23 protein-coding genes are annotated in these 26,438 nt (G+C 72.1%); 7 read left to right on the top strand and 16 right to left on the bottom strand.

Going from position 1 to position 26,438, the window contains the following annotated elements; all coding sequences use genetic code 11:
* Positions 1–19: 19 nt before the first annotated feature.
* On the bottom strand, positions 20–1,378 hold the full coding sequence (locus ACFVIU_RS00995) for a hypothetical protein (RefSeq protein WP_385839774.1): 1,359 nt from the start codon (positions 1,376–1,378) through the stop codon (positions 20–22).
* Positions 1,379–1,444: 66 nt separating this feature from the next.
* Here ACFVIU_RS00995 and ACFVIU_RS01000 point away from each other — a divergent pair, with 66 nt between their 5' ends.
* Positions 1,445–2,044: a GPP34 family phosphoprotein gene (locus ACFVIU_RS01000; protein WP_385839775.1), complete on the top strand. Its 600-nt coding sequence runs from the start codon at positions 1,445–1,447 to the stop codon at positions 2,042–2,044.
* 55 nt (positions 2,045–2,099) lie between these two features.
* Here the strand turns inward: ACFVIU_RS01000 and cimA are convergent, their stop codons facing one another.
* From cimA to ureA, 6 genes are all read right to left on the bottom strand, one after another.
* On the bottom strand, positions 2,100–3,710 hold the full coding sequence (gene cimA / locus ACFVIU_RS01005; RefSeq protein WP_385839776.1) for a citramalate synthase: 1,611 nt from the start codon (positions 3,708–3,710) through the stop codon (positions 2,100–2,102).
* Between the two features lie 286 nt (positions 3,711–3,996).
* Positions 3,997–5,298, bottom strand: a complete 1,302-nt coding sequence (locus tag ACFVIU_RS01010; RefSeq protein ID WP_385839777.1) for an MFS transporter — start codon at positions 5,296–5,298, stop codon at positions 3,997–3,999.
* 65 nt (positions 5,299–5,363) lie between these two features.
* The gene (locus tag ACFVIU_RS01015; protein ID WP_385839778.1) at positions 5,364–5,969 is read right to left on the bottom strand and encodes a TetR/AcrR family transcriptional regulator; all 606 of its coding nucleotides are present in this window, start codon (positions 5,967–5,969) and stop codon (positions 5,364–5,366) included.
* Between the two features lie 29 nt (positions 5,970–5,998).
* Complete coding sequence (locus tag ACFVIU_RS01020) at positions 5,999–7,036, bottom strand: agmatine/peptidylarginine deiminase (RefSeq protein ID WP_385839779.1); 1,038 nt, start codon at positions 7,034–7,036, stop codon at positions 5,999–6,001.
* A 17-nt stretch (positions 7,037–7,053) separates the two neighbouring features.
* A complete protein-coding gene (locus tag ACFVIU_RS01025) occupies positions 7,054–8,778 on the bottom strand; it encodes an urease subunit alpha (protein ID WP_385839780.1) in 1,725 nt (574 codons plus the stop codon).
* Positions 8,775–9,473, bottom strand: a complete 699-nt coding sequence (ureA, locus tag ACFVIU_RS01030) for an urease subunit gamma (RefSeq protein WP_385839781.1) — start codon at positions 9,471–9,473, stop codon at positions 8,775–8,777. Before ureA ends, ACFVIU_RS01025 begins: the two co-directional genes overlap by 4 nt.
* A gap of 151 nt (positions 9,474–9,624) precedes the next feature.
* Here ureA and ACFVIU_RS01035 point away from each other — a divergent pair, with 151 nt between their 5' ends.
* Complete coding sequence (locus ACFVIU_RS01035; RefSeq protein WP_385839782.1) at positions 9,625–11,058, top strand: cytosine permease; 1,434 nt, start codon at positions 9,625–9,627, stop codon at positions 11,056–11,058.
* Between the two features lie 101 nt (positions 11,059–11,159).
* Here the strand turns inward: ACFVIU_RS01035 and ACFVIU_RS01040 are convergent, their stop codons facing one another.
* The 4 genes from ACFVIU_RS01040 to ACFVIU_RS01055 form a co-directional block, all read right to left on the bottom strand.
* Positions 11,160–12,248 carry a branched-chain amino acid aminotransferase gene (locus tag ACFVIU_RS01040; protein WP_385839783.1) on the bottom strand — a complete coding sequence of 363 codons (1,089 nt, stop codon included), beginning with the start codon at positions 12,246–12,248 and terminating at the stop codon, positions 11,160–11,162.
* 244 nt (positions 12,249–12,492) lie between these two features.
* Positions 12,493–13,536 (bottom strand): 3-isopropylmalate dehydrogenase, encoded by a 1,044-nt coding sequence (locus tag ACFVIU_RS01045; protein WP_385839784.1) that lies wholly within the window; start codon positions 13,534–13,536, stop codon positions 12,493–12,495.
* Between the two features lie 77 nt (positions 13,537–13,613).
* Complete coding sequence (locus ACFVIU_RS01050) at positions 13,614–13,745, bottom strand: hypothetical protein (RefSeq protein WP_385839785.1); 132 nt, start codon at positions 13,743–13,745, stop codon at positions 13,614–13,616.
* A gap of 230 nt (positions 13,746–13,975) precedes the next feature.
* Positions 13,976–14,884, bottom strand: a complete 909-nt coding sequence (locus tag ACFVIU_RS01055; protein ID WP_385839786.1) for a LysR family transcriptional regulator — start codon at positions 14,882–14,884, stop codon at positions 13,976–13,978.
* A gap of 103 nt (positions 14,885–14,987) precedes the next feature.
* On the opposite strand from ACFVIU_RS01055, the gene ACFVIU_RS01060 reads away from it, so the two are divergent.
* Together ACFVIU_RS01060 and ACFVIU_RS01065 are read left to right on the top strand one after the other, a co-directional pair.
* On the top strand, positions 14,988–15,983 hold the full coding sequence (locus ACFVIU_RS01060) for an NADP-dependent oxidoreductase (RefSeq protein WP_385839787.1): 996 nt from the start codon (positions 14,988–14,990) through the stop codon (positions 15,981–15,983).
* 239 nt (positions 15,984–16,222) lie between these two features.
* A complete protein-coding gene (locus ACFVIU_RS01065) occupies positions 16,223–16,630 on the top strand; it encodes a hypothetical protein (RefSeq protein WP_385839788.1) in 408 nt (135 codons plus the stop codon).
* Between the two features lie 82 nt (positions 16,631–16,712).
* Here the strand turns inward: ACFVIU_RS01065 and pruA are convergent, their stop codons facing one another.
* Complete coding sequence (gene pruA / locus ACFVIU_RS01070; protein ID WP_385839789.1) at positions 16,713–18,344, bottom strand: L-glutamate gamma-semialdehyde dehydrogenase; 1,632 nt, start codon at positions 18,342–18,344, stop codon at positions 16,713–16,715.
* Positions 18,345–18,390: 46 nt separating this feature from the next.
* Positions 18,391–19,317 (bottom strand): proline dehydrogenase family protein, encoded by a 927-nt coding sequence (locus tag ACFVIU_RS01075; RefSeq protein WP_385839790.1) that lies wholly within the window; start codon positions 19,315–19,317, stop codon positions 18,391–18,393.
* Positions 19,318–19,481: 164 nt separating this feature from the next.
* Here ACFVIU_RS01075 and ACFVIU_RS01080 point away from each other — a divergent pair, with 164 nt between their 5' ends.
* The gene (locus ACFVIU_RS01080) at positions 19,482–20,693 is read left to right on the top strand and encodes a PucR family transcriptional regulator (protein WP_385839791.1); all 1,212 of its coding nucleotides are present in this window, start codon (positions 19,482–19,484) and stop codon (positions 20,691–20,693) included.
* Between the two features lie 58 nt (positions 20,694–20,751).
* The gene (locus ACFVIU_RS01085) at positions 20,752–21,537 is read left to right on the top strand and encodes a hypothetical protein (protein WP_385839792.1); all 786 of its coding nucleotides are present in this window, start codon (positions 20,752–20,754) and stop codon (positions 21,535–21,537) included.
* A 31-nt stretch (positions 21,538–21,568) separates the two neighbouring features.
* Here the strand turns inward: ACFVIU_RS01085 and ACFVIU_RS01090 are convergent, their stop codons facing one another.
* The 3 genes from ACFVIU_RS01090 to ACFVIU_RS01100 all read right to left on the bottom strand — a co-directional run bounded on the left by ACFVIU_RS01090 (position 21,569) and on the right by ACFVIU_RS01100 (position 24,725).
* A complete protein-coding gene (locus ACFVIU_RS01090) occupies positions 21,569–23,647 on the bottom strand; it encodes a tetratricopeptide repeat protein (protein WP_385839793.1) in 2,079 nt (692 codons plus the stop codon).
* Positions 23,640–24,068: a hypothetical protein gene (locus tag ACFVIU_RS01095; protein ID WP_385839794.1), complete on the bottom strand. Its 429-nt coding sequence runs from the start codon at positions 24,066–24,068 to the stop codon at positions 23,640–23,642. The genes ACFVIU_RS01090 and ACFVIU_RS01095 overlap by 8 nt, the downstream gene beginning before the upstream one ends.
* A 66-nt stretch (positions 24,069–24,134) precedes the next feature.
* A complete protein-coding gene (locus tag ACFVIU_RS01100; RefSeq protein ID WP_385839795.1) occupies positions 24,135–24,725 on the bottom strand; it encodes a TetR/AcrR family transcriptional regulator in 591 nt (196 codons plus the stop codon).
* Positions 24,726–24,821: 96 nt separating this feature from the next.
* Between ACFVIU_RS01100 and ACFVIU_RS01105 the strand changes: the two genes are divergently transcribed.
* Complete coding sequence (locus tag ACFVIU_RS01105; RefSeq protein WP_385839796.1) at positions 24,822–26,360, top strand: MFS transporter; 1,539 nt, start codon at positions 24,822–24,824, stop codon at positions 26,358–26,360.
* The last annotated feature ends 78 nt before the right edge of the window (positions 26,361–26,438 follow it).

Here is a 26,438-nt window from a genome sequence, read left to right on the forward strand (position 1 = left end):
GGAGCGGGCGCCCCGGCGGTCAGAAGCCGCCGCCGAAGTCCCCGCCGTCCCCTCCCCCACCGTCGAAGCCGCCGCCGTCGCCGAAGCCGCCCCCGAAGTCGCCGGGGTCGAAGTCGGTGCCGGAGACATCGCCGCCCGTGTAGCCGCCGCCGGTGTCGCCGAAGTCGCCGTACCCGGTGCCGTAGTAGGCGGCGTACGACGGGGTGGCCATCATGCTGCCGAGCACGGTGCCGACGAGCAGGCCGGGCAGGATGCCGCCGCCGAAGTAGCCGCCGGCCCAGGGGCCGTAGGCCGGGCCCGCGTCCCAGTACGGGCGGCGGCCGTACTCGGTGTCGACCTCGCGGATCACCGGGTCCCGGCCGTCGGCCAGCCGGGTGGCGTCGGCCGCGCACACCGGCACTTCGCGCAGGGCGCCGCCCGGCGGGGTCCAGGGGGCCTCGGTGACCGAGGGGCCGTGCCGCGGGTCGAAGAAACACGGCGGACGGCGCTCGGGCAGCGGGCGGCCCTCGCGGCGGGCGGCCAGCTGGGCCAGGGAGAATCGGCCGTCCTCCAGCGCCTCGGTGACCGGGCGCACGTCCTCCGGCTTCTGCGCCTCGGCCATCCGCTGCTTCGCCGTCTCGTAGGCGTCCAGGGCACGCTCGTAGTCGCCGCGCATCGCGTCGTCGGCGCCCGGTTCCGCCGGGTGGAAGTCCAGCCGGTCCAGCTCCTCGCCGAACGCGGTGATGTCCTCGTCCACCACCACCCGCAGGCGGTCGAGGGCGGCCCGCTGCTCCTCGGCCCGGCGCCGCCGGCTCCGGCGGACCAGCGCGTACGCCCCCGCACCACCGGCCACCAGCACGGCACCCGCCACGATCAGGGCCGTACCGGACGTTCCGCCGCCGGAACCCCCGCCCCAGCTCCGCGGCGCATGGCCGCCCATGTTTGCCAGCGCGCGGTTCGTGAAGTCGGTGAGCTGGGCCTTGGCGCTCTCGCCCTGGACGCTGCTCACCAGGTTCTGCCGGGCCGTCGCCGACATGACGGAGGAGTCGGCGCGGGCGTCGAAACGGTCGCCGAGGCGGATGCCGTACAGGCCGGTGATGCCGGTGGCGGCGCGCAGGTCGCGGAAGAGGCCCGCCGTGCGGTAGCCGGCCGGGAGCACCGCGATGAACAGGGGCTTGTCCGCTTTCTTGATGCGGGCCGCGAGGGCGTCGGCATCGGCGGCGGACAGTTGCCCGGCGGCCGCCGGGTCGACGTAGACCGGGCTCTTTCGCAGGGCCTGGGCGATGGTGGAGACGCTGGTGTCGGCGCTCGCCCGGGGCGCGGACGTGGTCACCGCCAGCAAGGCGAGTACGGCCAGCAGCAGGGCCGGGAACAGTCGGGTCCGCGGGACGGCCTTCATCCTTCGAAATTACCTGAACGCCGTCAAACTGGTCACGTAAGGCACCCCTCTCCCCTGGAGCCCGGTATGAGTACCGCGCAGGATCTGTTCATGGTCGGCCTGGACGTGCCCGGTGACCACCCCGTCGAACAGGGGGATCTGTCGCTGGCGCTCGCCGGGGCGGAGCTGGTCGATCTGCTCGGGGTGCGCGCCGCCGCCCTGGACGGCGACCGGATCGTGCCCGGCCCGACGCTGACCACGGGCGACCGGCTGCTGGACGAGGCGGGCGCGCTGCTGGTGCGGCAGGAGCCGTACGAGACGGTCGAGGACTGGTTGTGGCGGCGTGGGCAGGGGCTGGCCACGGCCTATCGGGACGTGCTGGACTCCGCGGGGCAGCTCGGCGGGAAACCGCGCCGGTGGCTGCCCGGGCGCGGGAGCGACACGCCAGCCGACACTCCCGCGCGACGGCAGGCGGCCGACCGCTGGTGGGCCCGTGAGCCGGTGCTCGCCGGGCTGGCCGCGACGCTGGGCATCGAGGACGGGCCGGACGACGAGGAGGAGTTCGGGGACGCGGCCGTCGTCACCGTGCTGGCGGCGGTGGGCGACGCGGTGACCGAGCTGGCGGCGGTGCGGGAGCGGCGGCGGATCGAGAACGTGGCGTTCGACAACATCTGGCGGGCGCCGTAGCCCGGTGCGGGGCGAGCGCCCGCCGCGTCACTCCGGTTGCTCCGGATACCCCCGGTTACTCCGCCGGTTCCACTCCCGCCCGCAGCAGGCCGTAGGTGTAGGCGTCCTCCAGGGCCTGCCAGGAGGCGGCGATGACGTTCTCCGCCACGCCGACCGTGGACCACTCGCCGGAGCCGTCCGAGGTGGAGATCAGCACCCGGGTCGTGGACTGGGTGCCGTGCTTGCCCTCCAGGATGCGGACCTTGTAGTCGACCAGGTCCAGCTTGGCGAGCTGCGGGTAGATCTTCTCCAGGGCCACCCGCAGGGCGCGGTCCAGCGCGTTGACCGGGCCGTTGCCCTCGGCCGTGGCGACGATCCGCTCGCTCTTGGCCCACAGCTTGACCGTGGCCTCGTTGGCGTGGCTGCCGTCGGGGCGGTCCTCGACGATGGCCCGCCAGGACTCGACGTCGAAGTACTTCAGGGGGCGGCCCTGCACCTCGCCGCGCAGCAGCAGCTCGAAGCTCGCGTCGGCCGCCTCGTAGGTGTAGCCCTTCAGTTCGCGTTCCTTGACGCGCTCGACGACCCGGCCGACCAGTTCCCGGTCGTCGCCCAGGTCGACGCCCAGCTCCTTGCCCTTCAGCTCGACCGAGGCGCGGCCGGCCATGTCGGAGACCAGCATCCGCATGGTGTTGCCGACCTGCTCGGGGTCGATGTGCTGGTAGAGGTCCGGGTCGACCTTGATGGCGGAGGCGTGCAGTCCGGCCTTGTGGGCGAAGGCCGAGACACCCACGTAGGGCTGGTGCGTCGAGGGGGTCAGGTTGACGACCTCGGCGATGGCGTGGGAGATGCGGGTCATCTCGCGCAGCCGGCCCTCGGGCAGCACCTTCTTGCCGTACTTCAGCTCCAGCGCCGCGACCACGGGGAACAGGTTGGCGTTGCCGACGCGCTCGCCGTAGCCGTTGGCCGTGCACTGGACGTGGGTCGCGCCCGCGTCCACGGCGGCCAGGGTGTTGGCGACCGCGCAGCCGGTGTCGTCCTGGGCGTGGATGCCGAGCCGGGCGCCGGTGTCGGCGAGGACGGTGGAGACGACCGCGTGGACCTGGGCGGGGAGCATGCCGCCGTTGGTGTCGCAGAGGATGACGACGTCGGCGCCCGCCTCCGCCGCCGTACGGACGACGGCCTTGGCGTACTCGGCGTTGGCGCGGTAGCCGTCGAAGAAGTGCTCGCAGTCGACGAAGACCCGGCGGCCCTGGCCCTTGAGGTACGACACGGTGTCGCGGACCATCTCCAGGTTCTCGTCCAGGGTGGTGCGCAGGGCCAGCTCCACATGCCGGTCGTGCGACTTGGCGACCAGGGTGATCACCGGGGCGCCCGACTCCAGGAGCGCCTTGACCTGCGGATCGTCGGCGGCCCGGGCGCCGGCCCGGCGGGTGGCGCCGAAGGCGACCAGCTGGGCGTGCTTGAAGCCGATCTCCGCCTGGGCACGGGCGAAGAACTCGGTGTCGCGGGGGTTGGCGCCGGGCCAGCCGCCCTCGATGAAGCCGACGCCGAAGTCGTCCAGGTGCCGGGCGATGGCGAGCTTGTCCGCGACGGTGAGGTTGATGCCCTCGCGCTGCGCTCCGTCGCGCAGCGTGGTGTCGAAGACGTGGAACGAGTCGTCGAGCTCGCTGGTTGCCGTCTCGGTCATGGTCTCAAGGCTCCAAGTTGTGGATCTTCGGTCTTACCGGAATGACCGGCTCCACCGTCCCCCCAATGGTCCCTCGCGCTCCGCTCCCGGCTGAAGGTGGGCCGGAAAACGAAAAAACCCCTCGCGGGTGCGAGAGGTCTGCGCGCGGGTCGAGGACGACGGTGGCCACCCGCACCTGGTCGTACGAGGTGGTCACTGCGGACCGGCGCGCCTGCTGCCAATAATCATGGCGAACGAGAGCACGGGGGCAGTCTGGCACAGCCCCGCCCCCGGCTCACCGCCCGTCTCAGGATGCGGTCGTCACTCTGGAATCCGTTCGGTCGCCCGTACGGGCCAGGTCCAGGTCCTTGGTCTCGCGCATGCTGACGTACACCACGAGGGACACGGCGGCGCAGCCGGCCACGTACCAGGAGAAGCCGGACTCGGCGCCGGCGTTCTTGAACCACAGGGCGATGTATTCGGCGGTGCCGCCGAAGAGGGCGTTGGCGATGGCGTACGGCAGGGCCACCCCGAGGGCGCGGATGCCGGTCGGGAACAGCTCGGCCTTCACACAGGCGTTGATCGAGGTGTAGCCGGTGACCACCACCAGGGCGAGCAGGGCGAGACCGAGGGCGGGCCAGAAGCTGCCCGCGTGCTTGAGCAGCGCCATGAGCGGCACGGTGAGGAAGGTCGAGCCGATGGCGAAGGTGATGAGCAGCGGGCGGCGGCCGATCCGGTCGGACAGGGCGCCCCCGAGCGGCTGGAGGCAGGCGAAGACGATCAGGGCGGTGAAGGAGACGAGGGTCGCCGTCCGCTTGGGCAGCCCCGCGGAGTTGGAGAGGTACTTCGTCAGATAGGTGGTGTACGTGTAGTAGGCCACCGTGCCGCCCATGGTGAGGGCGATGACCAGGAACGCCTCCCGCTTGTGCCGCCACAGGGCGCGCAGGGTGCCGCGCTCCGGGGAGTGGGCGGCGTCCTCCTCGTAGACCTCGGTCTCCAGCATGCTGCGGCGCAGAAAGAAGATGACGGCAGCGCCGAGCGCGCCGACGACGAACGGGATGCGCCAGCCGTAGCTGTGCAGCGCGCTGTCGGACATGGTGCGCTGGAGGACGATCTGGAGGCCGAGGCCGATGATCTGGCCCGCGGTCATGGAGACGTACTGGAAGCTGGAGGCGAAGCCGCGCCGGCGCGGGTCGGAGGCCTCGGTGAGGTAGGTGGCGCTGGCCGCGTACTCGCCGCCCACCGAGAGTCCTTGCAGCAGGCGGGCGACGAGCAGCACGAGGGCGCCGCCGTACCCGGCGACCGCGTAGGTCGGCGCGACGGCGATGAGGACCGCCGACGCCGACATGAGCGTCACGGTGAGGGTGAGCGCGGCCTTGCGGCCCTTGCGGTCGCCGACCCGGCCGAGCAGCCAGCCGCCCACGGGCCGCATGAAGAAGCCGACGGCGAAGATGCCGGCGGTGTTCATCAGCTGGGCGGTGGGGTTGCCGCTCGGGAAGAAGGCGCCGGCGAAGTAGGTGGCGAAGCTGGCGTACACGAACCAGTCGAACCACTCGACCATGTTGCCGGCCGACCCGACCCAGATCCTCTTCCAGTGGTGTCTTTCCATGCGCCGTTACCTGCCCGGCAGTTGAGTGAACGATTCCTCACTCCCGCCACCGGCGTCCGCCGCGGTTATGCCGTCAGCAGCGCGTCCCCGATGAACTCACGGACGTGGTCCAGCACCTGCGCCCGGTCGGTGCCGCGCAGTCCGATGGCGACATGGATGGAGAAGCCGTCGAGCAGGGCGCGCAGCCGCGCCGCGAAGCGGTCCGCGTCCACCCGGCGGAACTCCCCGCGCGAGATCCCCTCGGCGATCAGGGCGACCAGGTCGCGGTGCCAGGCGCCCTCGATGGCGGCCTGCCGTTCGCGCGCGCCGTCGTCGGCGTTCTGCGAGCGGTTCCAGACCTCCAGCCACAGCGTCCAGTGCGGATCGCGGTGGCCGTCGGGGACGTACAGGTCGACATAGGCGGACAGCCGCTCGCGGACGGTTCCCGGCCGGGTGAGCAGCCGGCCGCGCTCGGCGCCCAGCCGGCCCTCGCTCCACTCCAGGGTCTGGAGCAGCAGCTCGTCCTTGGAGTGGAAGTAGTACAGCAGATGGCCGCTGCTCATCCCGACCTCGCGGCCGAGCGCCGCCATGGTGAGCTTCTCCAGACCGCGTTCGGCGATCATGTCCATGGCGGCGGCGAGCACCTCCTCGCGCGGCGGCGCGTTCTTCCGCGTCCGGGCCGCACCGGCCATCCCTGTCTCCTACATGATCGAGAGCACGCTCATACCTTGGGCTGCTGCTGGGTGATGCAGTGGATGCCGCCCCCACCCGAAAAGATCGTACGCGCGTCCACCAGGGTGACCGTCCGCTCGGGGAAGAGCCGGCGGAAGATCCCGGCGGCGATCTCGTCGCGCGGGTCGTCGAAGCCGCACAGCACCACGCCGCCGTTGCAGAGGTAGTGGTTGATGTAGGAGTAGTCGGCCCAGTGGCCGTCGGCCTCCAGGGCGGTCGGGGCGGGCACCTCCACGACCTCCAGCCGCCGGCCGCGCGCGTCGGTCGCCGACTTCAGGATGCCGATGACCTCCTTGGTGACCTCGAAGTCGGGGTGGGCCGGGTCCGGCTGGGAGTGCGCCACCACGACGCCGGGCCGGGCGAAGGCGGCCACGATGTCCACATGGCCCAGCGTGCCGAAGCCGTAGGGCGGGTAGTCGCCGGTCAGGCCGCGCGGCAGCCAGATCGCCTTCTCGGTGCCGAGCTGGGCGTGGATCTCGGCCTCGACCTGCTCCTTCGTCCAGTGCGGGTTGCGCTCGGGGCCGAGCTGGACCGTCTCGGTCAGCAGCACCGTGCCCTCGCCGTCGACATGGATCGCGCCGCCCTCGTTGACCAGCTGCGAGGCGTACGTCTTCGCGCCCGCCAGGTCGGAGACATACGCGGCGATCTTGGCGTCGTGCTCCCAGCGGGCCCAGTCCTGGGCGCCCCAGCCGTTGAACGTCCAGTCCACGGCGGCCAGTTCACCCTTGCCGTTGGTGAGGAAGGTCGGGCCGATGTCCCGCATCCACGCGTCGTCCAGGTCGCGCTCGACGGTGTCGATACCCGGGCCGAGCAGCGCCTGGGCGTCCGCCGACTGGCCGGGGCCGCAGACGACCGTGACCGGCTCGAAGCGGCGGATCGCGCGGGCCACCGAGGCCCAGGCGGCGCGCGAGGCGGCGAGGTCCTCGGGGTCGTCGAAGGTGGGGTTCGGGCCGGGCCACGCCATCCAGGTGCGCTCGTGCGGGGTCCACTCGGCGGGCATACGGAAGCCGTCGGCGGCAGCAGACATGGTGTTCCTTAGGAAGGTCAGAGGAAGTAGAGGCGGTTGAGGGAGACCGAGTCGGCGGGCGCCGAGCGCAGCGGGTCGCCGTCGAGGGTGACCAGGCCGGTGTCCCGGTCGACGTCGACCGCTCCGGTACGGGAGTTCAGCCGCAGGTCGGCGGGGCCGATGCCCCGGGTGCCGCGCACGGCGACCCGGCGCCGGCGGGTGGGCATCCGGTCGTCGCCCTGGTCCACGGCCGCCTGGGCGACGAAGGCCACGGAGATGTCGGCGGCGGTGGCGCCGTACGAGCCGAACTGGGGCCCGAGGACGAGGGGTTCGCAGGTGTCGGTGGCCGCGTTGGGGTCGCCGACGACCCCGTACGCGGGGAAGCCGGACTTCAGCACCAGCTGCGGCTTGGCGCCGAAGTACTCCGGGCGCCACAGCACGATGTCGGCGAGCTTGCCCACCTCGATCGAGCCGACCTCATGGGAGAGGCCGTGGGCGATGGCCGGGTTGATGGTGAGCTTGGCCATGTAGCGCAGGACGCGGGCGTTGTCGTCCGCCTCGCCGTCGCCCTCCAGGGGCCCCAGCTCGGCCTTCATCTTGCCGGCCATGGCGAAGGTGCGGCGGACCGTCTCACCGGCCCGGCCCATGCCCTGCGCGTCGGAGGAGGTGATGCCGATCGCCCCCAGGTCGTGCAGCACGTCCTCGGCGCCCATGGTGCCGGCCCGGATGCGGTCGCGGGCCATGGCCGCGTCGCCGGGCAGGTCGGTCTTCAGGTCGTGGACGGAGACGATCATGCCGTAGTGCTCGGCGACCGCGTCCCGGCCGAAGGGCAGGGTGGGGTTGGTGGAGGACCCGATGACGTTCGGGACGCCGGCCATCTTCAGCACGTTGGGCACGTGTCCGCCGCCGCAGCCCTCGATGTGGAAGGCGTGGATGGTCCGGCCCTCCAGCACCTTCAGGGTGTCCTCGACGGAGAGGCACTCGTTCAGGCCGTCGCTGTGCAGGGCGACCTGGACGTCGTGCTCCTCGGCGACCCGCAGCGCCGTGTCCAGCGCCCGGGTGTGGGCGCCCATGTCCTCGTGCACCTTGAAGCCGGAGGCGCCGCCCTCGGCCAGCGCCTCGACGAGCGGGGCGCTGTGCGAGGACGAACCCCGGCCCAGGAAGCCGATGTTGACCGGCCAGGCGTCGAAGGCGTTGAAGGCGTGGCGCAGCGCCCACGGGGAGTTGACGCCGACGCCCCAGACCGGGCCGAACTCCTGCCCGATGATCGTGGTCACGCCGGAGGCGAGGGAGGCCTCCATGATGCGCGGCGACAGCAGATGGACATGGGTGTCGACCGCGCCGGCGGTGGCGATGAGCCCCTCGCCGGAGACGATCGAGGTGCCGGTGCCGACGACGACGTCGACGCCGTCGAGGGTGTCCGGGTTGCCGGCCCGCCCGATGGCGCAGATACGGCCTTCCCGGATGCCGATGGAGACCTTCCGGATGCCCTGGGCCGCGTCGATCACGACGACGTTGCTGATCACCACGTCACAGGTGTCGCGGACGGCGGCGGCCTTGAGGTGCAGCCCGTCCCGGGCGGTCTTGCCGAACCCGGCCAGGAACTCGTCGCCGTAGCGCTGGGAGTCGGACTCGACGCGGACGGTGAGCCCGGAGTCGCCGAGCCGGATCCGGTCACCGGCGCGCGGGCCGTGGGTGGCCGCGTAGGCGTGCGGGTCGACATGGATCGACCGGCTCACCTCTCGTCCCTTCGAGCGGCTCATCGCTGCTCACCTCCGTCCGTCGTCGCGCCCAGGTATCCGCAGGCGGCGGCCCTGCGCAGGGCTTCTTCACGGGCTCCGGGCGCGTCCAGCGGCCCGTCGACCAGTCCGGCGAAGCCGATGGCGATCCGCTCGCCGCCGATCGGCACCAGCCCGACCTGCTCGCTCTCGCCGGGCCCGAAGCGGACCGAGGACCCGGCGGGTACCGCGAGCCGCATGCCGTAGGCGAGCCGACGCTCGAAGTCGAGGCGCGGGTTGGCCTCGAAGAAGTGGAAGTGGGAGGTGACGGAGACCGGCACGGTCGCCGTGTTGGTGACGGTGAGCCGGAGGACCGGTTCCGGGTCGGCGTGCTCCGGCCCGGGCAGCAGGGCGCCCGGCGCCTGCGCGCCGAGGCCGCCGCCGATCGGGTCGGAGACCACCGCGAGCCGGGAGCCGTCGTCGAAGACCGCCTCGACCATCACCTCGGTGACGACGTCGGCCACGCCCGGGAGCACGTCCTCGGGGCCGAGCACCGAGCGGGCCGCCTCGATGGCCTCGGCGAGCCTGCTGCCGTCCCGGGCGGCCTCGCAGACGGTGTCCGCGATCAGCGCGGTCGCCTCCGGGACATTGAGCCTGAGGCCGCGCGCGCGGCGGGCCCGGGCCAGCTCGGCGGCTCCGAAGAGCAGCAGCCGGTCACGTTCCGTGGGGGTCAGTCTCACGACGCGACACCTCCTTGCCTTCCACGTTCCATACTTTAGAACATCACTCTAAACACAGAATTCGTGAAACTGAAGCATTGACTCTTGGAGCGGCCTCGCAGAGATTGAACGCTGCTCTAACTTCACCGGCGCTTGTCGAAGGAGACCAGCCATGCCGATAGAACAACGCGGAGTCGACACCATCCCGGACGAGGAGCGCACCAGCGGACCCCGCGACCTCGTCTCGATCCTGCTCGGCTCCAACCTCTGCCTCGGGGTGATCATCTTCGGCTGGCTGCCGCCGTCCTTCGGGCTCGGCTGGTGGGCGTCGGTCAGCTCGATCGTGGCCGGCACGGCCGTCGGTACGGCCGTGACGGCGCCGCTCGCCCTGATCTCGCTGCGCACCGCGACCAACCTGTCCACCTCCTCCGGCGCCCAGTTCGGCGTCCGGGGCCGGCTGGTCGGCTCGGTCGTCGGTCTGCTGCTCGCCCTCGGCTACACCGCGCTGACGGTGTGGATCGGCGGCGATGTGATGCTCAGCGTGCTCGGGCGGATGTTCGGGGTGCCGGCGGACGGGGTGTCGTACGCGATCGTCTACGCCCTGCTCGCCGGGGCCACCGTCGCGGGCGCGGTCTATGGCTACCGGGTGCTGCTGAACATGTCCAAGGTGCTGTCCATCGGCATGACCGTGCTGCTGCTGCTCGGCGTCTTCGCCTACGCCCCGCACTTCGGCACCGCCGCGCTGCCCGAGGCCGGCGGCTATCTGCTGGGCTCCTTCTGGCCGACCTGGTTCCTGGCGGCCGTCGCCGCCGGCCTGTCCGGGCCCATCGCCTTCATCACCCTGCTCGGCGACTACACGCGCTACATGTCCCCCGCCCGCAACTCCGACCGCCGGGTGCTGCGGGCCACCTGGCTGGGGCTGATCCTGGGTCTGCTGGTGCCGCAGCTGTTCGGCACGTTCACGGCGTACGGCGCCCACGCGGCCCTCGACTACGCCGGTCCGCTGGTCCAGGCCTCCCCCACCTGGTACCTGGTCCCGCTGCTGCTGTCCGCGTCGGCCGGCTCGGTCGGCAACGCGGGTCTGATGCTGTACTCCATGGGCCTGGACCTGGACGCGATCCTGCCGAAGGCGTCCCGGGCCCGCGCCACCTACACGGTCGCGATCGTCGCCACGGCCTGTGTCTTCGTCGGCCACTACGCCTGGAACGCCCAGTCGGCGATGACGTCCTTCGTGCTGCTGCTCACCGCCATCGGCACCCCGTGGGCCGTCATCACCCTGATCGGCTTCGTCCGCTGCCGCGGGGTGTACGACGCCGACGCCCTCCAGGTCTTCAACCGCCGCTCCCGGGGCGGGATCTACTGGTACACGGCCGGCTGGAACATCCGGGCGACGCTCTCCTGGGCCCTCGGCGCCGGCGTCGGCCTCCTGGCCGTCTCCCTGCCCTCGTACCAGGGCCCCCTGCTGCACCTCACCGGCGGCGTGGACTGTAGCTTCCTGCTCTCGGGCGCGGTCGGCGGCCTGATCTACCTGATCCTGACCCGAGGCCAGCAAAGCCCAAGGGCCACCTCGGACACGGAACAATCCGAAGCAGCCCTGAGCATCTGAGGGGCGCGGGGCCCTGTCGATATGCGGCTCCGCCGCGGGGCGCGATCAACCAAGACGGCGCCGCAGCCGAAGAACGACAGATCGCGCCCCCGGCCAAGCCGTCAGCCGACGCGATGCATCCAGCCGTGCTTGTCCTCCACATTCCCCCGCTGGATCCCCAGCAGCGCGTCCCGCAGGCGGAGGGTGACCTCGCCCGGGTTGCCGTCGCCGTGCGTCCACTCGTCGGTCTTCGTCTTGACGTGACCGATCGGCGTGACCACGGCGGCGGTGCCGCACGCGAAGACCTCGGTGAGGGCGCCGGACGCGGCGTCCGCCCGCCACTGCTCCAGGGTGATCACACCCTCCTCGGCGGTGTAGCCGAGGTCCCGGGCGACCTGGAGCAGGGAGTCGCGGGTGATGCCCTCCAGGATCGAGCCGGTCAGCTCGGGGGTGACGATCCGGTCGCCGTAGACGAAGGCGACGTTCATGCTGCCGCTCTCCTCGACCTTGGTGCGGGTGGCCGCGTCGAGGTAGACGACCTGGTGGCAGCCGTGTGCGGCGGCCTCGGCCTGGGGCAGCAGGGACGCGGCGTAGTTGCCGCCGGTCTTGGCGTCGCCGGTGCCGCCGGGGACGGCGCGGACGTGGTCCTCGGCGACCCAGATGGTGACCGGCTTGACGCCGCCGGGGAAGTACGCGCCGGAGGGGGAGGCGATCAGCATGAAGAGGTACTCGTTCGCCGGGTGGACACCGAGCGCGGCCTCCGTGGCGAACATGAACGGCCGCAGGTAGAGCGCCTGCTCACCGCCGTGCGGCGGGACCCAGTCGGCGTCCTGGGTGAGCAGCGCGTCCAGCGCGGCGATGAACAGCTCCTCGGGCAGCTCGGCCATGGCCATGCGGCGGGCGGAGTGCCGGAAGCGGCGGGCGTTCGCCTCGGGACGGAACAGCGCGACCGAGCCGTCGGGCTGGCGGTAGGCCTTCAGGCCCTCGAAGATCTCCTGGCCGTAGTGCAGGACATGGGTGGAGGGGTCCAGGGAGATCGGCCCGTACGGGACGAGCTGGGCGTCGTGCCAGCCGCGGCCCTCGGTCCACTTGATCGTCACCATGTGGTCGGTGAAGTGGCGGCCGAATCCCGGGTCGGCCAGGATCGCCTCGCGCTCGGCGGCGGCGAGGGGGCTGGCGGAGGGCTTGAGCTCGATCGTGGGCGTCGTCATGAGTGGTTGTCCTTCACCGGTTGTAGTGACGGGCCGCGCACCCTCCCGGCGCCCGCCTTGCGGCGGGTGCTAGGACGTCCGAGCATTCCCTCATACCGCGGCTCCGCGTCCGATTATCGCGCGGAGGCTGCGGTGTCAGGATCCGGGGTGAAGCGGCCCAAGGGTCGATGGTGGCACCCGGCGGGGACAGGGGGAAGCCGCCGGGCGATCGGTGACCCGGCGGCTTGAGGGGTGGAGCGCCGGATCAGCCGGCTACTCGCGCGGCGAGCGCGTCGCCGATCTCGGAGGTCGAGCGGGCGGGTCGGCCCGCGCGCTCGGTGAGGTCGGCGGCGACCGCGGTGTCGATGCGGTCGGCCTCGGCGTCGTAGCCGAGGTGGCGCAGCAGCAGGGCGACGGAGAGGACCGTGGCGGTCGGGTCCGCCTTGCCCTGCCCGGCGATGTCCGGGGCCGAGCCGTGGACCGGCTCGAACATGGACGGGAACTCCCGGCTGGGGTTGATGTTGCCGGAGGCGGCCACGCCGATGCCGCCGGAGACGGCCGCGGCGAGGTCGGTGATGATGTCGCCGAAGAGGTTGTCGGTGACGATGACGTCGAAGCGCTCGGGCTGGGTGACCAGGAAGATCGTCGCGGCGTCGACGTGCAGGTAGTCGGTGGTGACCTCGGGGAACTCCTTGGCCACCTTGGTGAAGATGTCCGTCCACAGGTGCCCGGCGAAGGTCAGCACGTTGTTCTTGTGGACCAGCGTGAGCTTCTTGCGCGGGCGGGCCTGGGCGCGGGCGAAGGCGTCGCGGACCACGCGCTCGACACCGTAGGCGGTGTTGACGGAGACCTCGGTGGCGACCTCGTGCTCGGTGCCCTTGCGGATGGTGCCGCCGTTGCCGGTGTAGGGGCCCTCGGTGCCCTCGCGGACGACCACGAAGTCGATCTCGGGCTGGCCGGCCAGCGGGGTCGCGACGCCGGGGAGCAGCTTGCTCGGCCGCAGGTTGACGTGGTGGTCGAAGGCGAAGCGGAGCTTGAGCAGGAAGCCGCGCTCCAGGACGCCGGAGGGGACCGACGGGTCGCCGATGGCGCCGAGGAGGATCGCGTCGTGCTGCTTCAGCTGCGCCAGGTCCGCGTCGGTGAGGGTCTCACCGGTGGCGTGGTAGCGCTTGGCGCCGAAGTCGAACTCCTTCGTCTCCAGCTTCACATCCTGCGGCAGGACGGCGGAGAGGACCTTGAGACCCTCGGCCACGACCTCCTGGCCGATGCCGTCACCGGGGATCACTGCGAGATTGATGCTGCGAGACATGCGGGCACCCTACTCCTCGTCCCAGGTGATGACACGGCGCGTCCACCATACGGACGACCGATGCGGCGTCGGCCGGCTCAGTGGCCGGTCTCGCCGCCGTTGTCACGGCGGTCGAGGGCCCGCTGGAGGGCGGCGGCGGCGTTCTTGCGGTCGGACTCGCTCGCGTGGGACACGTGGCGGACGCGGCGGCGGACGGTCGTCTCGGCCATGGGAATCGACTCCTTCGCAAACGCGGAGCACAAGAGGGTCATGAGGGGTGAGCGAGACGCCGGAAGGGGCGGAGAGCGGCGGACCGCAGGGGTTGCCTGCACGGGGCCCGGCTCACGACCGCCATTCGCTGGATCGAGCGAGACGTTCGGCTCCTACAAAACTAAGGGAGCCGGCCGCCGCTGTCTGCACAATTACTCGGACTTCCTACTATCTGAGACGGCGGACCGGCTCACACCGCCCTGAGCTGGGCTTTCGTGCGTTCGGGTGTGCTGTGGCCCAGGGTGCGCAGGGTGCGGATCAGGGCCCGTACGGCGGTGGTGCCGGCGAGTTCGGCGGTGGTGACGTACCCGACCGAGCGATACGGCCGCGCCGGGCCGAGGTCGGTGACCGCCACGGTGGGCGGTGCGGCGGCGAGCGACAGCTCCGGCATGATCGCCATGCCGAGCCCGCTGCCCACCATGGACAGCACCGCCCCGTCGTCCTCGGCCCGCACGGTGGCCGCCGGGATCCAGTCCTGGGCGGCCCACCAGTCGCGCGTGTAGGAGCCGCAGTTCTCCGTCCAGTCGACCAGCGGCAGGCCGCGCGGCGCCGGGTGCCCCGCCGGGGCCACCAGGGAGTACGGCTCCTCCAGCAGCACATCGCCGACCAGCCCCGCGGGGAAGGGCCCGTTGAGGGTGGCGATCCCGACGTCGGCCCGGCCGGCCGCGACCTCGCCCGCGGTACCGGCGCCCACCTCCCGTACGACGTTCACCTCGACCTCGATGCCGGGGTGCAGGGCGCCCAGCCGCTCCAGGGCGGGCGGGAGCAGATGCAGCGCCGCGCTGCGGAAGGCGGCGATCCGCAGCGGCCCGGAGATCCCCCCGCCGTCCGCGGCGCGGACGTCCGCGGCCAGCGCGTCCAGCATCCGCAGCACCCGCCGGGCATGCGCCGCGGCCCGCTCGCCGGCGGCCGTGGGCCGGGCGCCGAACCGGCCCCGCTCGAAGAGCACCGCACCGAGTTTCCGCTCGATCCCGCGCACGGCGTGCGAGACGGCGGACTGGGTGGCGCCGAGCCGGCCGGCCGCGGCCGAGAACCCTCCCTCGTCGGCCACGGCGACCAGGATTCTCAGCTCCTGCGGGGCAAGGTCGGCTGTGCTCAATTCGGGGCTCCCACCTGGGTATATGAGGGCGTCTCATGGACCGGCGCGTTCCATGAGCGCAACCCTCTGCCCGGCTCCGGCATTCCTGCCTAGCGTCCCGTCCATGACCGAAACAGCGCTCACCGTCCAGCAGACCGCCCGCCCCACCGGCTTCCCCACCGCGGACCACTTCCGCTTCGCCGAGTCCCCGGTCCCCGAACCGGCCCCCGGCACCGCCCTGGTGGAGAACCTCTACTGGTCCGTGGATCCCTACCACCGCGAGATGATGGACGGTGAGTTCGCGCTCGGCGCCCCGCTGGAGGGCCGCACGCTCGGCCGGGTCGTCGCCTCCCGCACCCCGGCGCTGCCCGAGGGCGAGGTCGTCTTCCACCGCCAGGGCTGGCGCACCCATGCCGTGGTCCGCCCGGAGGAGGTGCGCCGGCTCCCCCACCACCCGGGCGTGCCGCTGTCCGCGTATCTGAGCGTGCTGGGCGGCACCGGCCTCACCGCGTATGTCGCCCTCACCCGGATCGCCCGGCTGCGCGAGGGCGAGGACCTGTTCGTCTCCGGCGCCGCGGGCGGGGTCGGCACGGCGGTCGGCCGCTTCGCCCGGCTGCTCGGCGCGGGCCGGCTCACCGGCAGCGCGGGCAGCCCGCAGAAGGCCGCGTACCTGGCCGACCGGGTCGGCTACGACACGGTCTTCGACTACCACACCGCCCCGGTCGCCGACCTGCTGGCCGAGGCCGCCCCCGCGGGCGTCGACGTGTTCGTCGACAACGTCGGCGGCGAGCACCTCGGCGCGGGGATCGACGCGCTGCGCGACCGGGGCCGGGTGGTGCGGATCGGCACGATCAGCCAGTACAACACCCCGGACGCGCCGCCGGTCGTCTTCGACCACGCCGCCGTGGTGGAGAAGCGGCTGCGCATCGAGGGCTTCCTGGTCCGCGACCACACGCATCTCCAGGAGGAGTTGTACGACTTCGCCGTGCCGCATCTGCGCAGCGGGGCGCTGACGGCGGACGAGACGGTGGTCGACGGGTTCGAGCGGATCGTGGAGGCGTTCCTGCGGATGCTGCGCGGCGGCAACACGGGAAAGATGCTCGTCCGCGCGATCCCCTGAGACTCTTTCCCGGCCCGTGCCTGGTCAGCGGGGCTGCGGTTGCAGCCGGGGCCGGGGTGTTGCAGCGTGGTGTGTGAACGGATGGGGCTGACGGGGCTGCTGTGACACCGCGCGGCAGTGACATCCAGGCCGACGCGACGGCCGACCCCGCGGAGGTCCCCACCAGCAGAGCGCCCGTCCCAGCGCGACGCGCGCATGCGGCCCCATCACACACCCGCACACCATGAGCAGGTGGTGACATGCCCACGAACACATCGCGCATCGTCCACAGGTCCCGCGCCGTGGCGGTCCTCGCCACGGCCACCGTCGGAAGTCTGCTGGTCGTGGGACCGGCGCACTCGGCAACCACCACGGGAACCGTGAGCTACTCCGGCACGGCGAGTTGCGCGACGAGGTTCCCGAACACCGTACCCACCGAGATCACGCTGAACGCCGGGCAGGGCCCCGCGGCGGACTCCGTGGACAACAACGACCAGTCGAGCGGCGCGTACGGTCCGGTCGACCTCACCGTCCCGGTGAACAAGGCGTTCACCCTCCGCGTCACCGTGAACTGCGAGACCTCGGGCGGCACGACGCACAGCTTCCACCCGAGCGTCAAGCAGAGCGGCCTCAAGGACGGGAAGGACATCACCCTGAACTTCTCGTAGGGGCGGCGTGGCCAGAGATGGCGACGGGCCGGCAGGCCTGCTCCGAGGCAGGCCTGCCGGCCCGTGACTTGGGGGGCCGGGATCAGCCCATGTGCGGGTACGTGTAGTCGGTCGGCGGGACCAGCGTCTCCTTGATGGCGCGGGTCAGCGTCCAGCGCAGCAGGTTCTGCGGGGCACCGGCCTTGTCGTTGGTGCCGGAGGCCCGGCCGCCGCCGAAGGGCTGCTGGCCGACGACGGCGCCGGTCGACTTGTCGTTGATGTAGAAGTTGCCGGCCGCGTAGCGCAGCTTCTCCATCGTGTAGGCCGCCGCGGCACGGTCGTTGGAGATGACCGAGCCGGTGAGGGCGTAGTCGGACACCGACTCCATCTGGGTCAGCATCTCGTCGTACTTGTCGTCCTCGTAGACGTACACCGCGAGGATCGGGCCGAAGTACTCGGTCGTGAAGACCTCGTTCTCCGGGTCGGTGCACTCGATGACGGTCGGGCGGACGAAGTAGCCGACCGAGTCGTCGTAGGTGCCGCCCGCGACGATCGTGCACGCCGGGTCCTGCTTGGCGCGGTCGATCGCGGCCTTGTTCTTGGCGAAGGAGCGGTCGTCGATCACGGCGCCCATGAAGTTCGACAGGTCGGTGACGTCACCCATGGTGAGGTAGTCGACCTCGGCCGCGAACTCCTCCTTGAAGCCGCTGTTCCAGATCGACGCCGGGAGGTACGCGCGGGAGGTGGCGCTGCACTTCTGGCCCTGGTACTCGAAGGCACCGCGGGTCAGGGCCGTCTTCAGCACCGCGCGGTCGGCCGACGGGTGGGCGACCACGAAGTCCTTGCCGCCGGTCTCGCCGACCAGACGCGGGTACGAGCGGTACTTCTCGATGTTGGTGCCGACCGTCTTCCACAGGTACTGGAAGGTCTTGGTGGAACCGGTGAAGTGGATGCCGGCCAGGTCGCGGTGGTGCAGGGCGACCTCGGAGACGGCGATGCCGTCGCCGGTGACCAGGTTGATGACGCCCTTGGGCAGGCCCGCCTCCTCCAGCAGCTGCATCAGCAGGACGGCCGCGTGGGTCTGGGTCGGGGACGGCTTCCAGACCACCACGTTGCCCATGAGGGCCGGGGCGGTGGGCAGGTTCGCGGCGATCGCCGAGAAGTTGAACGGCGTGATCGCGTAGACGAAGCCCTCCAGCGGGCGGTGGTCCAGGCGGTTCCACACACCCGGGGAGTTCGCCGGCGGCTGCTCGGCGAGGATCTGGCGGGCGTAGTGGACGTTGAAGCGCCAGAAGTCGACCAGCTCACAGGGGCTGTCGATCTCCGCCTGCTGGGCGGTCTTGGACTGGCCCAGCATGGTGGAGGCTGCGATGGTCTCGCGCCACGGGCCGGCCAGCAGCTCGGCGGCGCGCAGGATGATCGCGGCACGGTCGTCGAAGGCCATCGCACGCCAGGCCGGCGCGGCGGCCAGGGCCGCGTCGATGGCGTCCTGGGCGTCCGCCTGCGTGGCGTGCCGGCCGGTGCCGATGACGGCCTTGTGGTTGTGCGGCTGGACCACCTGGAACGGCTCGCCGCCGCCCATCCGCTTCTCGCCGCCGATGGTCATCGGCAGGTCGATCGGGTTCTCGGCCAGCTCCTTGAGCTTGACCTCGAGGCGGGCGCGCTCGGGCGAGCCGGGGGCGTAGCCGTGCACCGGCTCGTTGACGGGGGTGGGGACCTGGGTCACAGCGTCCATGAGATCCGAACTCCTTGTGCGTGAGCGGGTGGTGGGGCTTGGGGGCTCAGCCCTTGCTGACCATCGAACGGAGGAAGAAGCGGAGGTTGGCCGGCTTCTCCGCGAGACGGCGCATGAAGTAGCCGTACCAGTCGGTGCCGTAGGCGGTGTAGACGCGCATGCGGTGGCCCTCGGCGGCCAGGCGCAGGTGCTCGTCGCCGCGGATGCCGTACAGCATCTGGAACTCGTACTCGTCCAGCTTGCGGCCGGCCTTGTGGGCCAGCTCCTGGGCGATGGAGATCAGGCGCGGGTCGTGGGACCCGATCATCGGGTAGCCCTCGCCCTCCATCAGGATCCGCAGGATGCGGACGTACGCCTTGTCGATCTCGTGCTTCTGCTGGTACGCGACCTCGGCGGGCTCCTTGTAGGCGCCCTTGACCAGGCGGACGCGGCTGCCGGACTCGGCCAGCCGGCGGGCGTCGGCCTCGGTGCGGAAGAGGTAGGCCTGGATGACGCAGCCGGTCTGCGGGAAGTCCTTCCGCAGCTCCTCGTGGATGGCGAACATCGAGTCGAGGGTGGTGTGGTCCTCGGCGTCGAGCGTGACCGTCGTACCGATGGCGGCGGCGGCCTCGACGACCGGGCGGACGTTGGCGAGCGCCAGCTCGTGGCCGCCGGGCAGCGCCTGGCCGAACATGGAGAGCTTGACGGACATCTCGACGCGCGTGCCGAGGTCGAGCTCCTTGAGGTGGTCGATGAGCGCGAGGTAGGCGTCCCGGGCGGCGGTGGCCTGCTCGGGGGTGGTGATGTCCTCGCCGACGACGTCCATCGTCAGCTCCAGACCCCTGGCCGTCAGGTCCTTGATGATCGGGACGATGTCGGCCACCGTCTCGCCGGGGATGAAGCGGTCGACGACCTGCTTCGTCACCGGGGCCGCCGAGATCAGGCGTCGCATCCGGTCGCTTCGCGACGCGGCGAGAATCACGGGACCCAGCACGGGGCACCTCCACAGACAAGCACCGAAACGGCCATCACCCGACGCTTCGGGTACGGCACGGAGAACCACCGTGAAACCTAAGGATCCCTCCGATCCTCGGCCATCGACAGCTGTCACGCATCCGTGCACGGGATCTCAGACAGATGTATGAAGCCCCTGCGGAAATGCGGGAGAATGCCCGGGTGACGGCCGAATACAGGGGTGACTACCAGGAACTGGTCGATGAGATCTCGGAGCTGCTGGGCGCACCGGCGACCCTGGAGAACCGGGACTTCGAGCTGATCGCCTTCGGGGCGTACGACAGCGAGGGCGACCTCGATCCCTCGGCCCTGGACCCGGTCCGCACCCGCTCGATCCTGACCCGGCGCTCCACGGCGGCGGTCCGGGCCTGGTTCGAGGGGTTCGGCATCGCCCGGGCGACCGGGCCGGTGCGGATCCCGCCGACCCCGGCGGCGGGGGTGTACCGCGGCCGGATCTGCCTGCCCGCCCGCCACCGGGGCGTCGTCCTCGGCTATGTCTGGCTGCTGGAGGACGACCCCGGTCCGACGGACGCCCAGCTGGCGGCGGCCATGGCGGTGACGGCCCGGATCGGCGCGCTGCTCGCCGACGAGGCACAGCACGGCGCCGATCTGACCCGGGAGTTCCGGGCGGTGCTGAGCACCGAGCCGGGCTGGCGGCAGGACATGGCGGTGGGCGCGCTGCGCACCGCGCTGGGCCCGCGCGGGCAGGGCCCGCACGCCGTGGTCTGTGTCGCCCCCTGGCCCTCGGCCGACCCCGACGACGCGCCGTCGGCCCGTACGGTGCCGCACGCGACGGCGCTGTGCACGGTGCCGTGGGAGGGGGACGCCAAGGGCGGTGCGGCGGCGGGGCCGGGGCAGCAGTGTCTGGCCGTGCTGGTGCGGCTGCGCTCGACGGACGTACTCGCCCCGGCGCTGACGGCCGCCTCGCGGCTGCTGCGGGAGGGCGCCCGCGCGGCCGGGGTCGGCGAGGTCCGGGCCGGCCTGGCCGAGCTGGGCGTGGCCTGGCAGGAGGCGTCGGCGGCGGCCCGGGCCGCGCTCGCCGAGCCCCGGCTCGGACCGGTCGCCGAGTGGTCCCGGATCGGCCCCTACCGGCTGCTCACCTCGCTGCCCGCCCGGGTGACCCACGACCCGGCCGTGGCACCGCTCCTCGCCCCCGCCCACCAGGAACTGGCCCGGACCGCGGAGGCCTACCTGGACCACGCCGGCCAGGCCGGCCGCACCGCCGCCGCCCTCGGCGTCCACCGCCAGACCCTCTACTACCGGCTGTCCCGCGTGGAACAGCTGACGGGCCTGGACCTGGACGACGGGGAGGACCGGCTGCTGCTGCACATGGCCCTGAAGGGGGCACGGCTGTAGCCGGGCCCTTTCCTGTCATGCCCGGGCCCGGCGCCGGGGCCCGTGCCAGGATGCGTCCATGTGGCTGAAGGAGCAGATACTCGGGATCCTCTCCACGGCATCCCCGGCACACTTGCCGGTACTGGTCCGGGCGTGGACGGACCCGGTCCACCTGAACGACCCCGAGCCGGTCGGGCATCGTTCGCTGCTCCTCGCCGCCCTGGACGGAGCCGGATCGCCCGGCGTCGACGCCGTACAGGACGCCTTCCGGTCGGCCGGGTGGGAGACGGCCGGCCGGGAAACGGTCCGGCACGGCGACAACACGGCCGAGATCCGTCAGGGCCGGGGCCCGGCGGTCCTCATGTGCACCGCCTGGTCGCCGGTGGTGTTCCCGGCCCGGGCGCTGGGGCAGCCCTCGTACACCCTCAGCACGGTCGACGGCGTGCTGTGCGACACCTGCCACGGCTGGGGAGCCTGCATGGATTGCGAGGGCACCGGCCGCGACCCGGGCAACCCCCGGAGCTACGGCCGCTGCTGGTGTTACGCGAGCAACTACGGGCCCGGCTCCTGCGTCGAGTGCGAGGGGAGGGGCGCCGTCACCGCGTCCTCGCTGGAGCGCAAGCGCAGGCCGTATCCCCGGCTCACCGACGGATACGTCCCCGATCCCGAGCCCGAGACGGGGCACGACACCAACCTCGGCGCGTTCGTGGACGTGGTGCACCGCGCCTGCGTGTGCGGGGAGTTCCGCTGCCGCTGGGACAACACCGTGACCCGGACGGACAGCGGCCTGCACTCCCTCTTCACCGGCCTGTGCCCCGCCTGCGGCGAGCGGCGCGGCTACGCCTTCGCCCTGCCGGCCGGGTAGGAGCGGCCGGCGGCTTCCCGCCGGGGCGCCCTCACCCGTCGGCGGCGCGGCCCCGCCAGTGGTCGAGGCTGTCCCGGACGAGCCGGAGGTCCACCTCGTCGAAGCCCAGCTCGCGCAGGTCCTGGCCGAGCAGTTCCTGGTACGCGGCGGCGGCCCCGGCCGCGTCACCCGCCCTGCCGCGCAGCATCGCGACGAGCCAGAGGGTGGTGAGGGTGTCCGGCTGGCCGAGGCCGCGGGTCCGGCGGTGTTCGGCGAGGCGGGCCTCGTAGGCGGCGAGCGTGTCGGGATGGCCGGGGCTGAGCACGGGCTCCTGCTGGGCCAGCAGCTGGGCCTCGACGGCGGCCGCTCCCGCCGGGTCCCCCGCCCGCTCGCGCCAGTGGGCGAGGCTCTTGCGGGTGGCGACCGTGGCGGAGTGCCCGGGGCCGAGGGCGCGCTCGTAGGCCGTCAGCAGCACCTGGAAGGTGTCCGCCGCCAGAGCCGCCCTGCCGGTCTGGCCGTACAGCCAGGCCAGTTCGTACCGGGTGTCCAGGGCTTCGGGGTGCTTGCGGCCGAGGACGCGTTCCTGGTCGGCGAGGAGTTCGAGGTACGCGGTGATGGCCCCCTCGCGGTCGCCCGTGTCCGCCCGGAACCAGGCCAGGTTGTGCCGGACGGTGAAGGCGTGGAGGTGGTCGCGGCCCAGCGCCCGCTCCACGTCGCCGCGCAGCTCCTCCAGCGCGGCCACCACGCCCGCGGTGTCTCCGCTCTGGTACCGCAACTGCGCGAGGTTGGCCCGCGCGGCGAAGGTGTCGGGGGCGTCGGGCCCCTGCTCCCGCGTCACCCGGTCGAGCGTCTGCTGCCACTCGGCCAGGGCGATGGCCGCCAGTGGCTTCTCACCGGCCGGATCGACGGGGGTGCGCAGGGAGAGGACCCAGTCGGGGGTGTCCGAGCGCTGGTGGCGGCTCGTCGCCGGCAGGACGTCGTCGATGATGTGGATGCGCCAGCGGTGGTGCGCCTTGCGGTAGGAGACGTCCCGGTCGGCCCACATGAACGGCCCGTAGGCGGCGGCGAGTTGCTCCTCGCGCATCCGCTGGACGTAGAGCTGGATCAGCGGGAGCCGGGCGGCGGTGGTCATCAGCCGCCGGGATGTGTCGTCGTCGCCGCGGCGGAAGGTGAGGTCCGCGAGAATGGCGACGGTGGAGTAGTAGGCCTCGCAGGCCTCGGTCGCGCGCCGCGCGCTGTGCCAGGCGGTGAGCCGCATCCGGGCCTGCCAGCGCCATGCCCGCACCGGGTGGCGCAGGGCGCGGGGCCGCTCGTTCAGCATGAACCACGCGCCGAGGAAGTAGTTGAAGCAGGCGGTGAAGGTCGCGGCGTCGGCGATGAGTTCCTCGTTCTCCTCGTCGGTGAATCCGAGGGCCGCGGCGGTGTCCTGGGGGAGGAGCACCGGCGGGCCGGCGTGGTCCGCCGGCCAGAGATGCCCGTACTGGATGTGGGTCAGTTCATGGGTGAGGGCGAAGGCGACCGCCGCGTCGTAGAAGTCGCGCGGCCCCCTGCCGTGCTGCCGTTCCCGGTCCTCGGCGGTGACCTCCATCGCGATGTCCAGCATGCTCGTCGGCGGGGGCGCTTCGCCGTTCCCCTCCAGCGCACGGATGTACCGGCTGATGAACAGGTCGAGCGATTCGAAGGCGTGCATCGTCGCCTCCTGCCAGCCCTTGGGCAGCACTTCGGCCATGTAGGGGTGGGCGGTGTTCATCCCCCAGGCGATCTCGGCGCTCATCTGCACCACGAGCGGGGAGATGCCGATGAGCCAGCCGCCGGCCTCGCCGGGGTTGCGGAAGACCCGGGACTCCACGGCCCTCGACGGCAGGACGAACGCCTCGACGGAGCGCGCCAGTTCCAGCGCCCGGGCGTGGTCCTCCGGGGGAAAGGTGCCCAGCAGCCCGTCCAGAAGCCCTCGCACCTGGCGCTGGGTCCGGTCGAAGTACATCTCCCAGGCCCGGTCCGGATCCTCCTCGCCGGTGATCCACCGCAGGAAGGAGAAGTCCGCGAAGGCCATGCTCATCTCGCGCGCCTCGGCCGCGAGCAGGGGATTCTGCTGCTCGGCAAAGAGGATGCTGCGCCCCGGGTCAGACACCGCCCGGTCCCCCGGCGGCACCGCCGGACCCGGCGTCCCCGCCGCGGGGCGGCAGCGCACCCGCGATGACATCCGCCAGCCCGGCCCCGTCGCGCACGGTCACCTCGCCCGACTTGGCGCGAACCACCACCACACCGCGCGGCAGCGCCGGGTCCTGGCGGATGGTGAGCTGCCGTCCGATCGCGTCGACCACCACGCCCTTGCTCCACGCCTTGCGCAGGGTGTTGATCAGATAGGCGAGGGCGTGCGTCGCCACCGAGCCGATCATCAGCACGTCGCCCAGCGGAACGGTCCCGCGCGCGTCGACGCCCTTCCCGGCGCTCTCGGCGGCCGCGAACGCGGCCTCGGTCGCGGCCAGCGACTCCGCGTCGGCCGGAGCGAACACGTTCACCCGGACCCGCTCGACCCCGGCACTGTCCATCCGGCCCCCCGAAGACGCCCGCGAACCACTTCAAGTCGACTGTACTGGAAGGAGGTTCGCAAGGGATCAGCTCGGCTCGGCCGCCGCGAGGATCCGGCGCAGACCCTCGGTGAGCTGTTCGGCCCCGGTCGCCGAGTCGGGGTCGAACAGCCACTGGACCATCAGCCCGTTGAGCAGGGTCTGGTAGAAGCGGCCCTCGGTGTCGACGGCCGCGTCGTCCAGCTGATCCTCCGGCACGCCGTTGAACATCGACAGGATGCCCTTACGGCCCTCCACCTGGGCCTCCGCCAGGAGTCTGCGCACCTCCGGCAGCCGGTCGCCCTGGAAGAGCAGCTCGAAGCTGAGCAGCCAGATCGCCCGGGAGGCGGGCACCGCCCGGATGATGTCCGCCCACACCTCCTGGAACCGCGCCAGTGAGCCGGCGGGTGAGGTGACCTCGCCGCCGCTGCCCCAGCCGGGGTCGAAGCTCTCCCCCACGCCCTCGATCAGCGCCACATACGCCTGCGCCAGGAGCGCGTCCTTCGACCCGTAGTGGTAGCCGATCGAGGCCAGGTTGGTCCCCGACTCCTTGACGATGTCGCGTGCCGTCGTGCGCGCGAAGCCCTTCTCCAGCAGGCAGCGCTTGGCGCCTTCGAGCAGATCCTCACGGTGTCCCATGGCCTCACCCTACCCACGGTCCATACAGCCGTCATAGACGCGTGACTTATACAATCGTTCTAGACAGCTGTTTAATACGCTTGTACATTCCCTGTCATGACCAACGCGACGAGCACCGCCCCGAGTCCGATCCCCTCCCCCTCCCCGACCGCCCGCGCCGGACGCCGCGAGTGGACCGCGCTCGGCGTGCTGATGCTGCCGCTGCTGCTGGTCTCGATGGACGTCTCGGTCCTGTACTTCGCGACCCCGGCGATCAGCGCCGACCTGCACCCGAGCGGCACCCAGCAGCTGTGGATCTTCGACGTCTACGGCTTCGTCCTGGCCGGCCTGCTGATGACCATGGGCGCCCTGGGCGACCGCGTCGGCCACCGCCGGCTGCTGCTGGCGGGGGCCGCGGCCTTCGGCGCCGCCTCGCTCCTCGCCGCCTACGCGAACAGCGCCGAGACCCTGATCGCGGCCCGCGCGGTCCTCGGCATCGGCGGCGCGACCCTGATGCCGTCCACGATGGCGCTGCTGCGCACGATGTTCGCCGACCCCGGCCAGCGGGCGAAGGCACTCGGCCTGTGGTCCAGCGTGATGACCGGCGGTATCGCCCTCGGCTCGGTGCTGAGCGGCATCCTGGTCGAGCACTTCTGGTGGGGCTCGGTCTTCCTGGTCAACCTGCCCGCGATGGCGCTGCTGCTCCTCCTCGGCCCGGTGCTGCTGCCGGAGTTCCGCAATCCCGAGCCCGGCCGCTTCGACTGGCCGAGCGTCCCGCTGTCGATGGCCGCCGTGCTCCCCGTGGTCTACGGCCTGAAGGAGATCCCCTCCGAGGGCTGGCACCCGCTCTACGTCGGCTCGCTCACCGTCGGTCTGCTCTTCGCGGCCCTCTTCCTCCACCGCCAGCGCACCACGGCCGCCCCGCTGGTCCCGCCCGCCCTGCTGAAGGGGCACGGCTTCACCCCGGCGCTGGTGCTGAACCTCGTCGCCAGTCTCGGCATGATGGGCTCGGCCGTCTTCACCACGCAGTACCTCCAGGCGGTCCTCGGCAAGAGCCCGCTGGCTGCGGCCCTGTGGAGCCTGCTGCCCTCGGTGTTCATCGGGGTCGCCGCTCCGCTCACCGCCCAGCTCGTACGGCGGGGCGTCAACCGGGGGTACGTCGTCGCCGGCGGCTTCGCGACCATGGCGGCCGGCTGTGCGCTGCTCGCCCTCGTCGGCACCGACTCGCTGTGGCTCGCGCTCACCGGGTCCGGAATCCTGGCCTGCGGTCTGGTCGCGCTGATGTCCCAGCTGACCGACCTCGCGCTGCGCGGCGCCCCGCTGGAGCGGGCGGGCACGGCCTCCTCGCTGCTGGAGACCGGCGCCGAGTTCGGCGGCGCGCTCGGTATGGCGGTGCTCGGCTCCATCGGTACGGCGGTCTACCGCCACGCGATGCCGGCCACGGCTCCGGCCGGGGCCCGCGAGACCCTGGGCGGAGCCCTGGCGAGTGCCGCCTCGCTGCCCGGCCGGGCCGGCGCGTCCCTGCTCGCCACGGCACGGGCGGCGTTCACCAGCGGGATGCACGCGGCGGCGATCGCCGGGGCGGTGCTGCTGCTGGGGGCCGCGGTGGGCGCGGCGGTCAGCCTGCGCCGGATCGGGAGCGGGGACGACGAGTAAGGCGGCACGAAAAAGCGCCGGCCCCGCGGTGACGCATCACCCCCGCCGCCGCGCGTACACGAACAGCGCCAAACACGA

It is taken from the genome of Streptomyces sp. NPDC127190, from assembly GCF_042672505.1.
In the GTDB taxonomy this organism is placed as follows: Bacteria; Actinomycetota; Actinomycetes; order Streptomycetales; family Streptomycetaceae; genus Streptomyces.

Coding starts and splice junctions, on each gene's coding strand:
- ACFVIU_RS00995 (WP_385839774.1), bottom strand. CDS start 1,378: ATGAAGGCCGTCCCGCGGACCCGACTGTTCCCGGCCCTGCTGCTGGCC.
- ACFVIU_RS01000 (WP_385839775.1), top strand. CDS start 1,445: ATGAGTACCGCGCAGGATCTGTTCATGGTCGGCCTGGACGTGCCCGGT.
- cimA (WP_385839776.1), bottom strand. CDS start 3,710: ATGACCGAGACGGCAACCAGCGAGCTCGACGACTCGTTCCACGTCTTC.
- ACFVIU_RS01010 (WP_385839777.1), bottom strand. CDS start 5,298: ATGGAAAGACACCACTGGAAGAGGATCTGGGTCGGGTCGGCCGGCAAC.
- ACFVIU_RS01015 (WP_385839778.1), bottom strand. CDS start 5,969: ATGGCCGGTGCGGCCCGGACGCGGAAGAACGCGCCGCCGCGCGAGGAG.
- ACFVIU_RS01020 (WP_385839779.1), bottom strand. CDS start 7,036: ATGTCTGCTGCCGCCGACGGCTTCCGTATGCCCGCCGAGTGGACCCCG.
- ACFVIU_RS01025 (WP_385839780.1), bottom strand. CDS start 8,778: ATGAGCCGCTCGAAGGGACGAGAGGTGAGCCGGTCGATCCATGTCGAC.
- ACFVIU_RS01035 (WP_385839782.1), top strand. CDS start 9,625: ATGCCGATAGAACAACGCGGAGTCGACACCATCCCGGACGAGGAGCGC.
- ACFVIU_RS01040 (WP_385839783.1), bottom strand. CDS start 12,248: ATGACGACGCCCACGATCGAGCTCAAGCCCTCCGCCAGCCCCCTCGCC.
- ACFVIU_RS01045 (WP_385839784.1), bottom strand. CDS start 13,536: ATGTCTCGCAGCATCAATCTCGCAGTGATCCCCGGTGACGGCATCGGC.
- ACFVIU_RS01050 (WP_385839785.1), bottom strand. CDS start 13,745: ATGGCCGAGACGACCGTCCGCCGCCGCGTCCGCCACGTGTCCCACGCG.
- ACFVIU_RS01060 (WP_385839787.1), top strand. CDS start 14,988: ATGACCGAAACAGCGCTCACCGTCCAGCAGACCGCCCGCCCCACCGGC.
- ACFVIU_RS01065 (WP_385839788.1), top strand. CDS start 16,223: ATGCCCACGAACACATCGCGCATCGTCCACAGGTCCCGCGCCGTGGCG.
- pruA (WP_385839789.1), bottom strand. CDS start 18,344: ATGGACGCTGTGACCCAGGTCCCCACCCCCGTCAACGAGCCGGTGCAC.
- ACFVIU_RS01080 (WP_385839791.1), top strand. CDS start 19,482: ATGCGGGAGAATGCCCGGGTGACGGCCGAATACAGGGGTGACTACCAG.
- ACFVIU_RS01085 (WP_385839792.1), top strand. CDS start 20,752: ATGTGGCTGAAGGAGCAGATACTCGGGATCCTCTCCACGGCATCCCCG.
- ACFVIU_RS01095 (WP_385839794.1), bottom strand. CDS start 24,068: ATGGACAGTGCCGGGGTCGAGCGGGTCCGGGTGAACGTGTTCGCTCCG.
- ACFVIU_RS01100 (WP_385839795.1), bottom strand. CDS start 24,725: ATGGGACACCGTGAGGATCTGCTCGAAGGCGCCAAGCGCTGCCTGCTG.
- ACFVIU_RS01105 (WP_385839796.1), top strand. CDS start 24,822: ATGACCAACGCGACGAGCACCGCCCCGAGTCCGATCCCCTCCCCCTCC.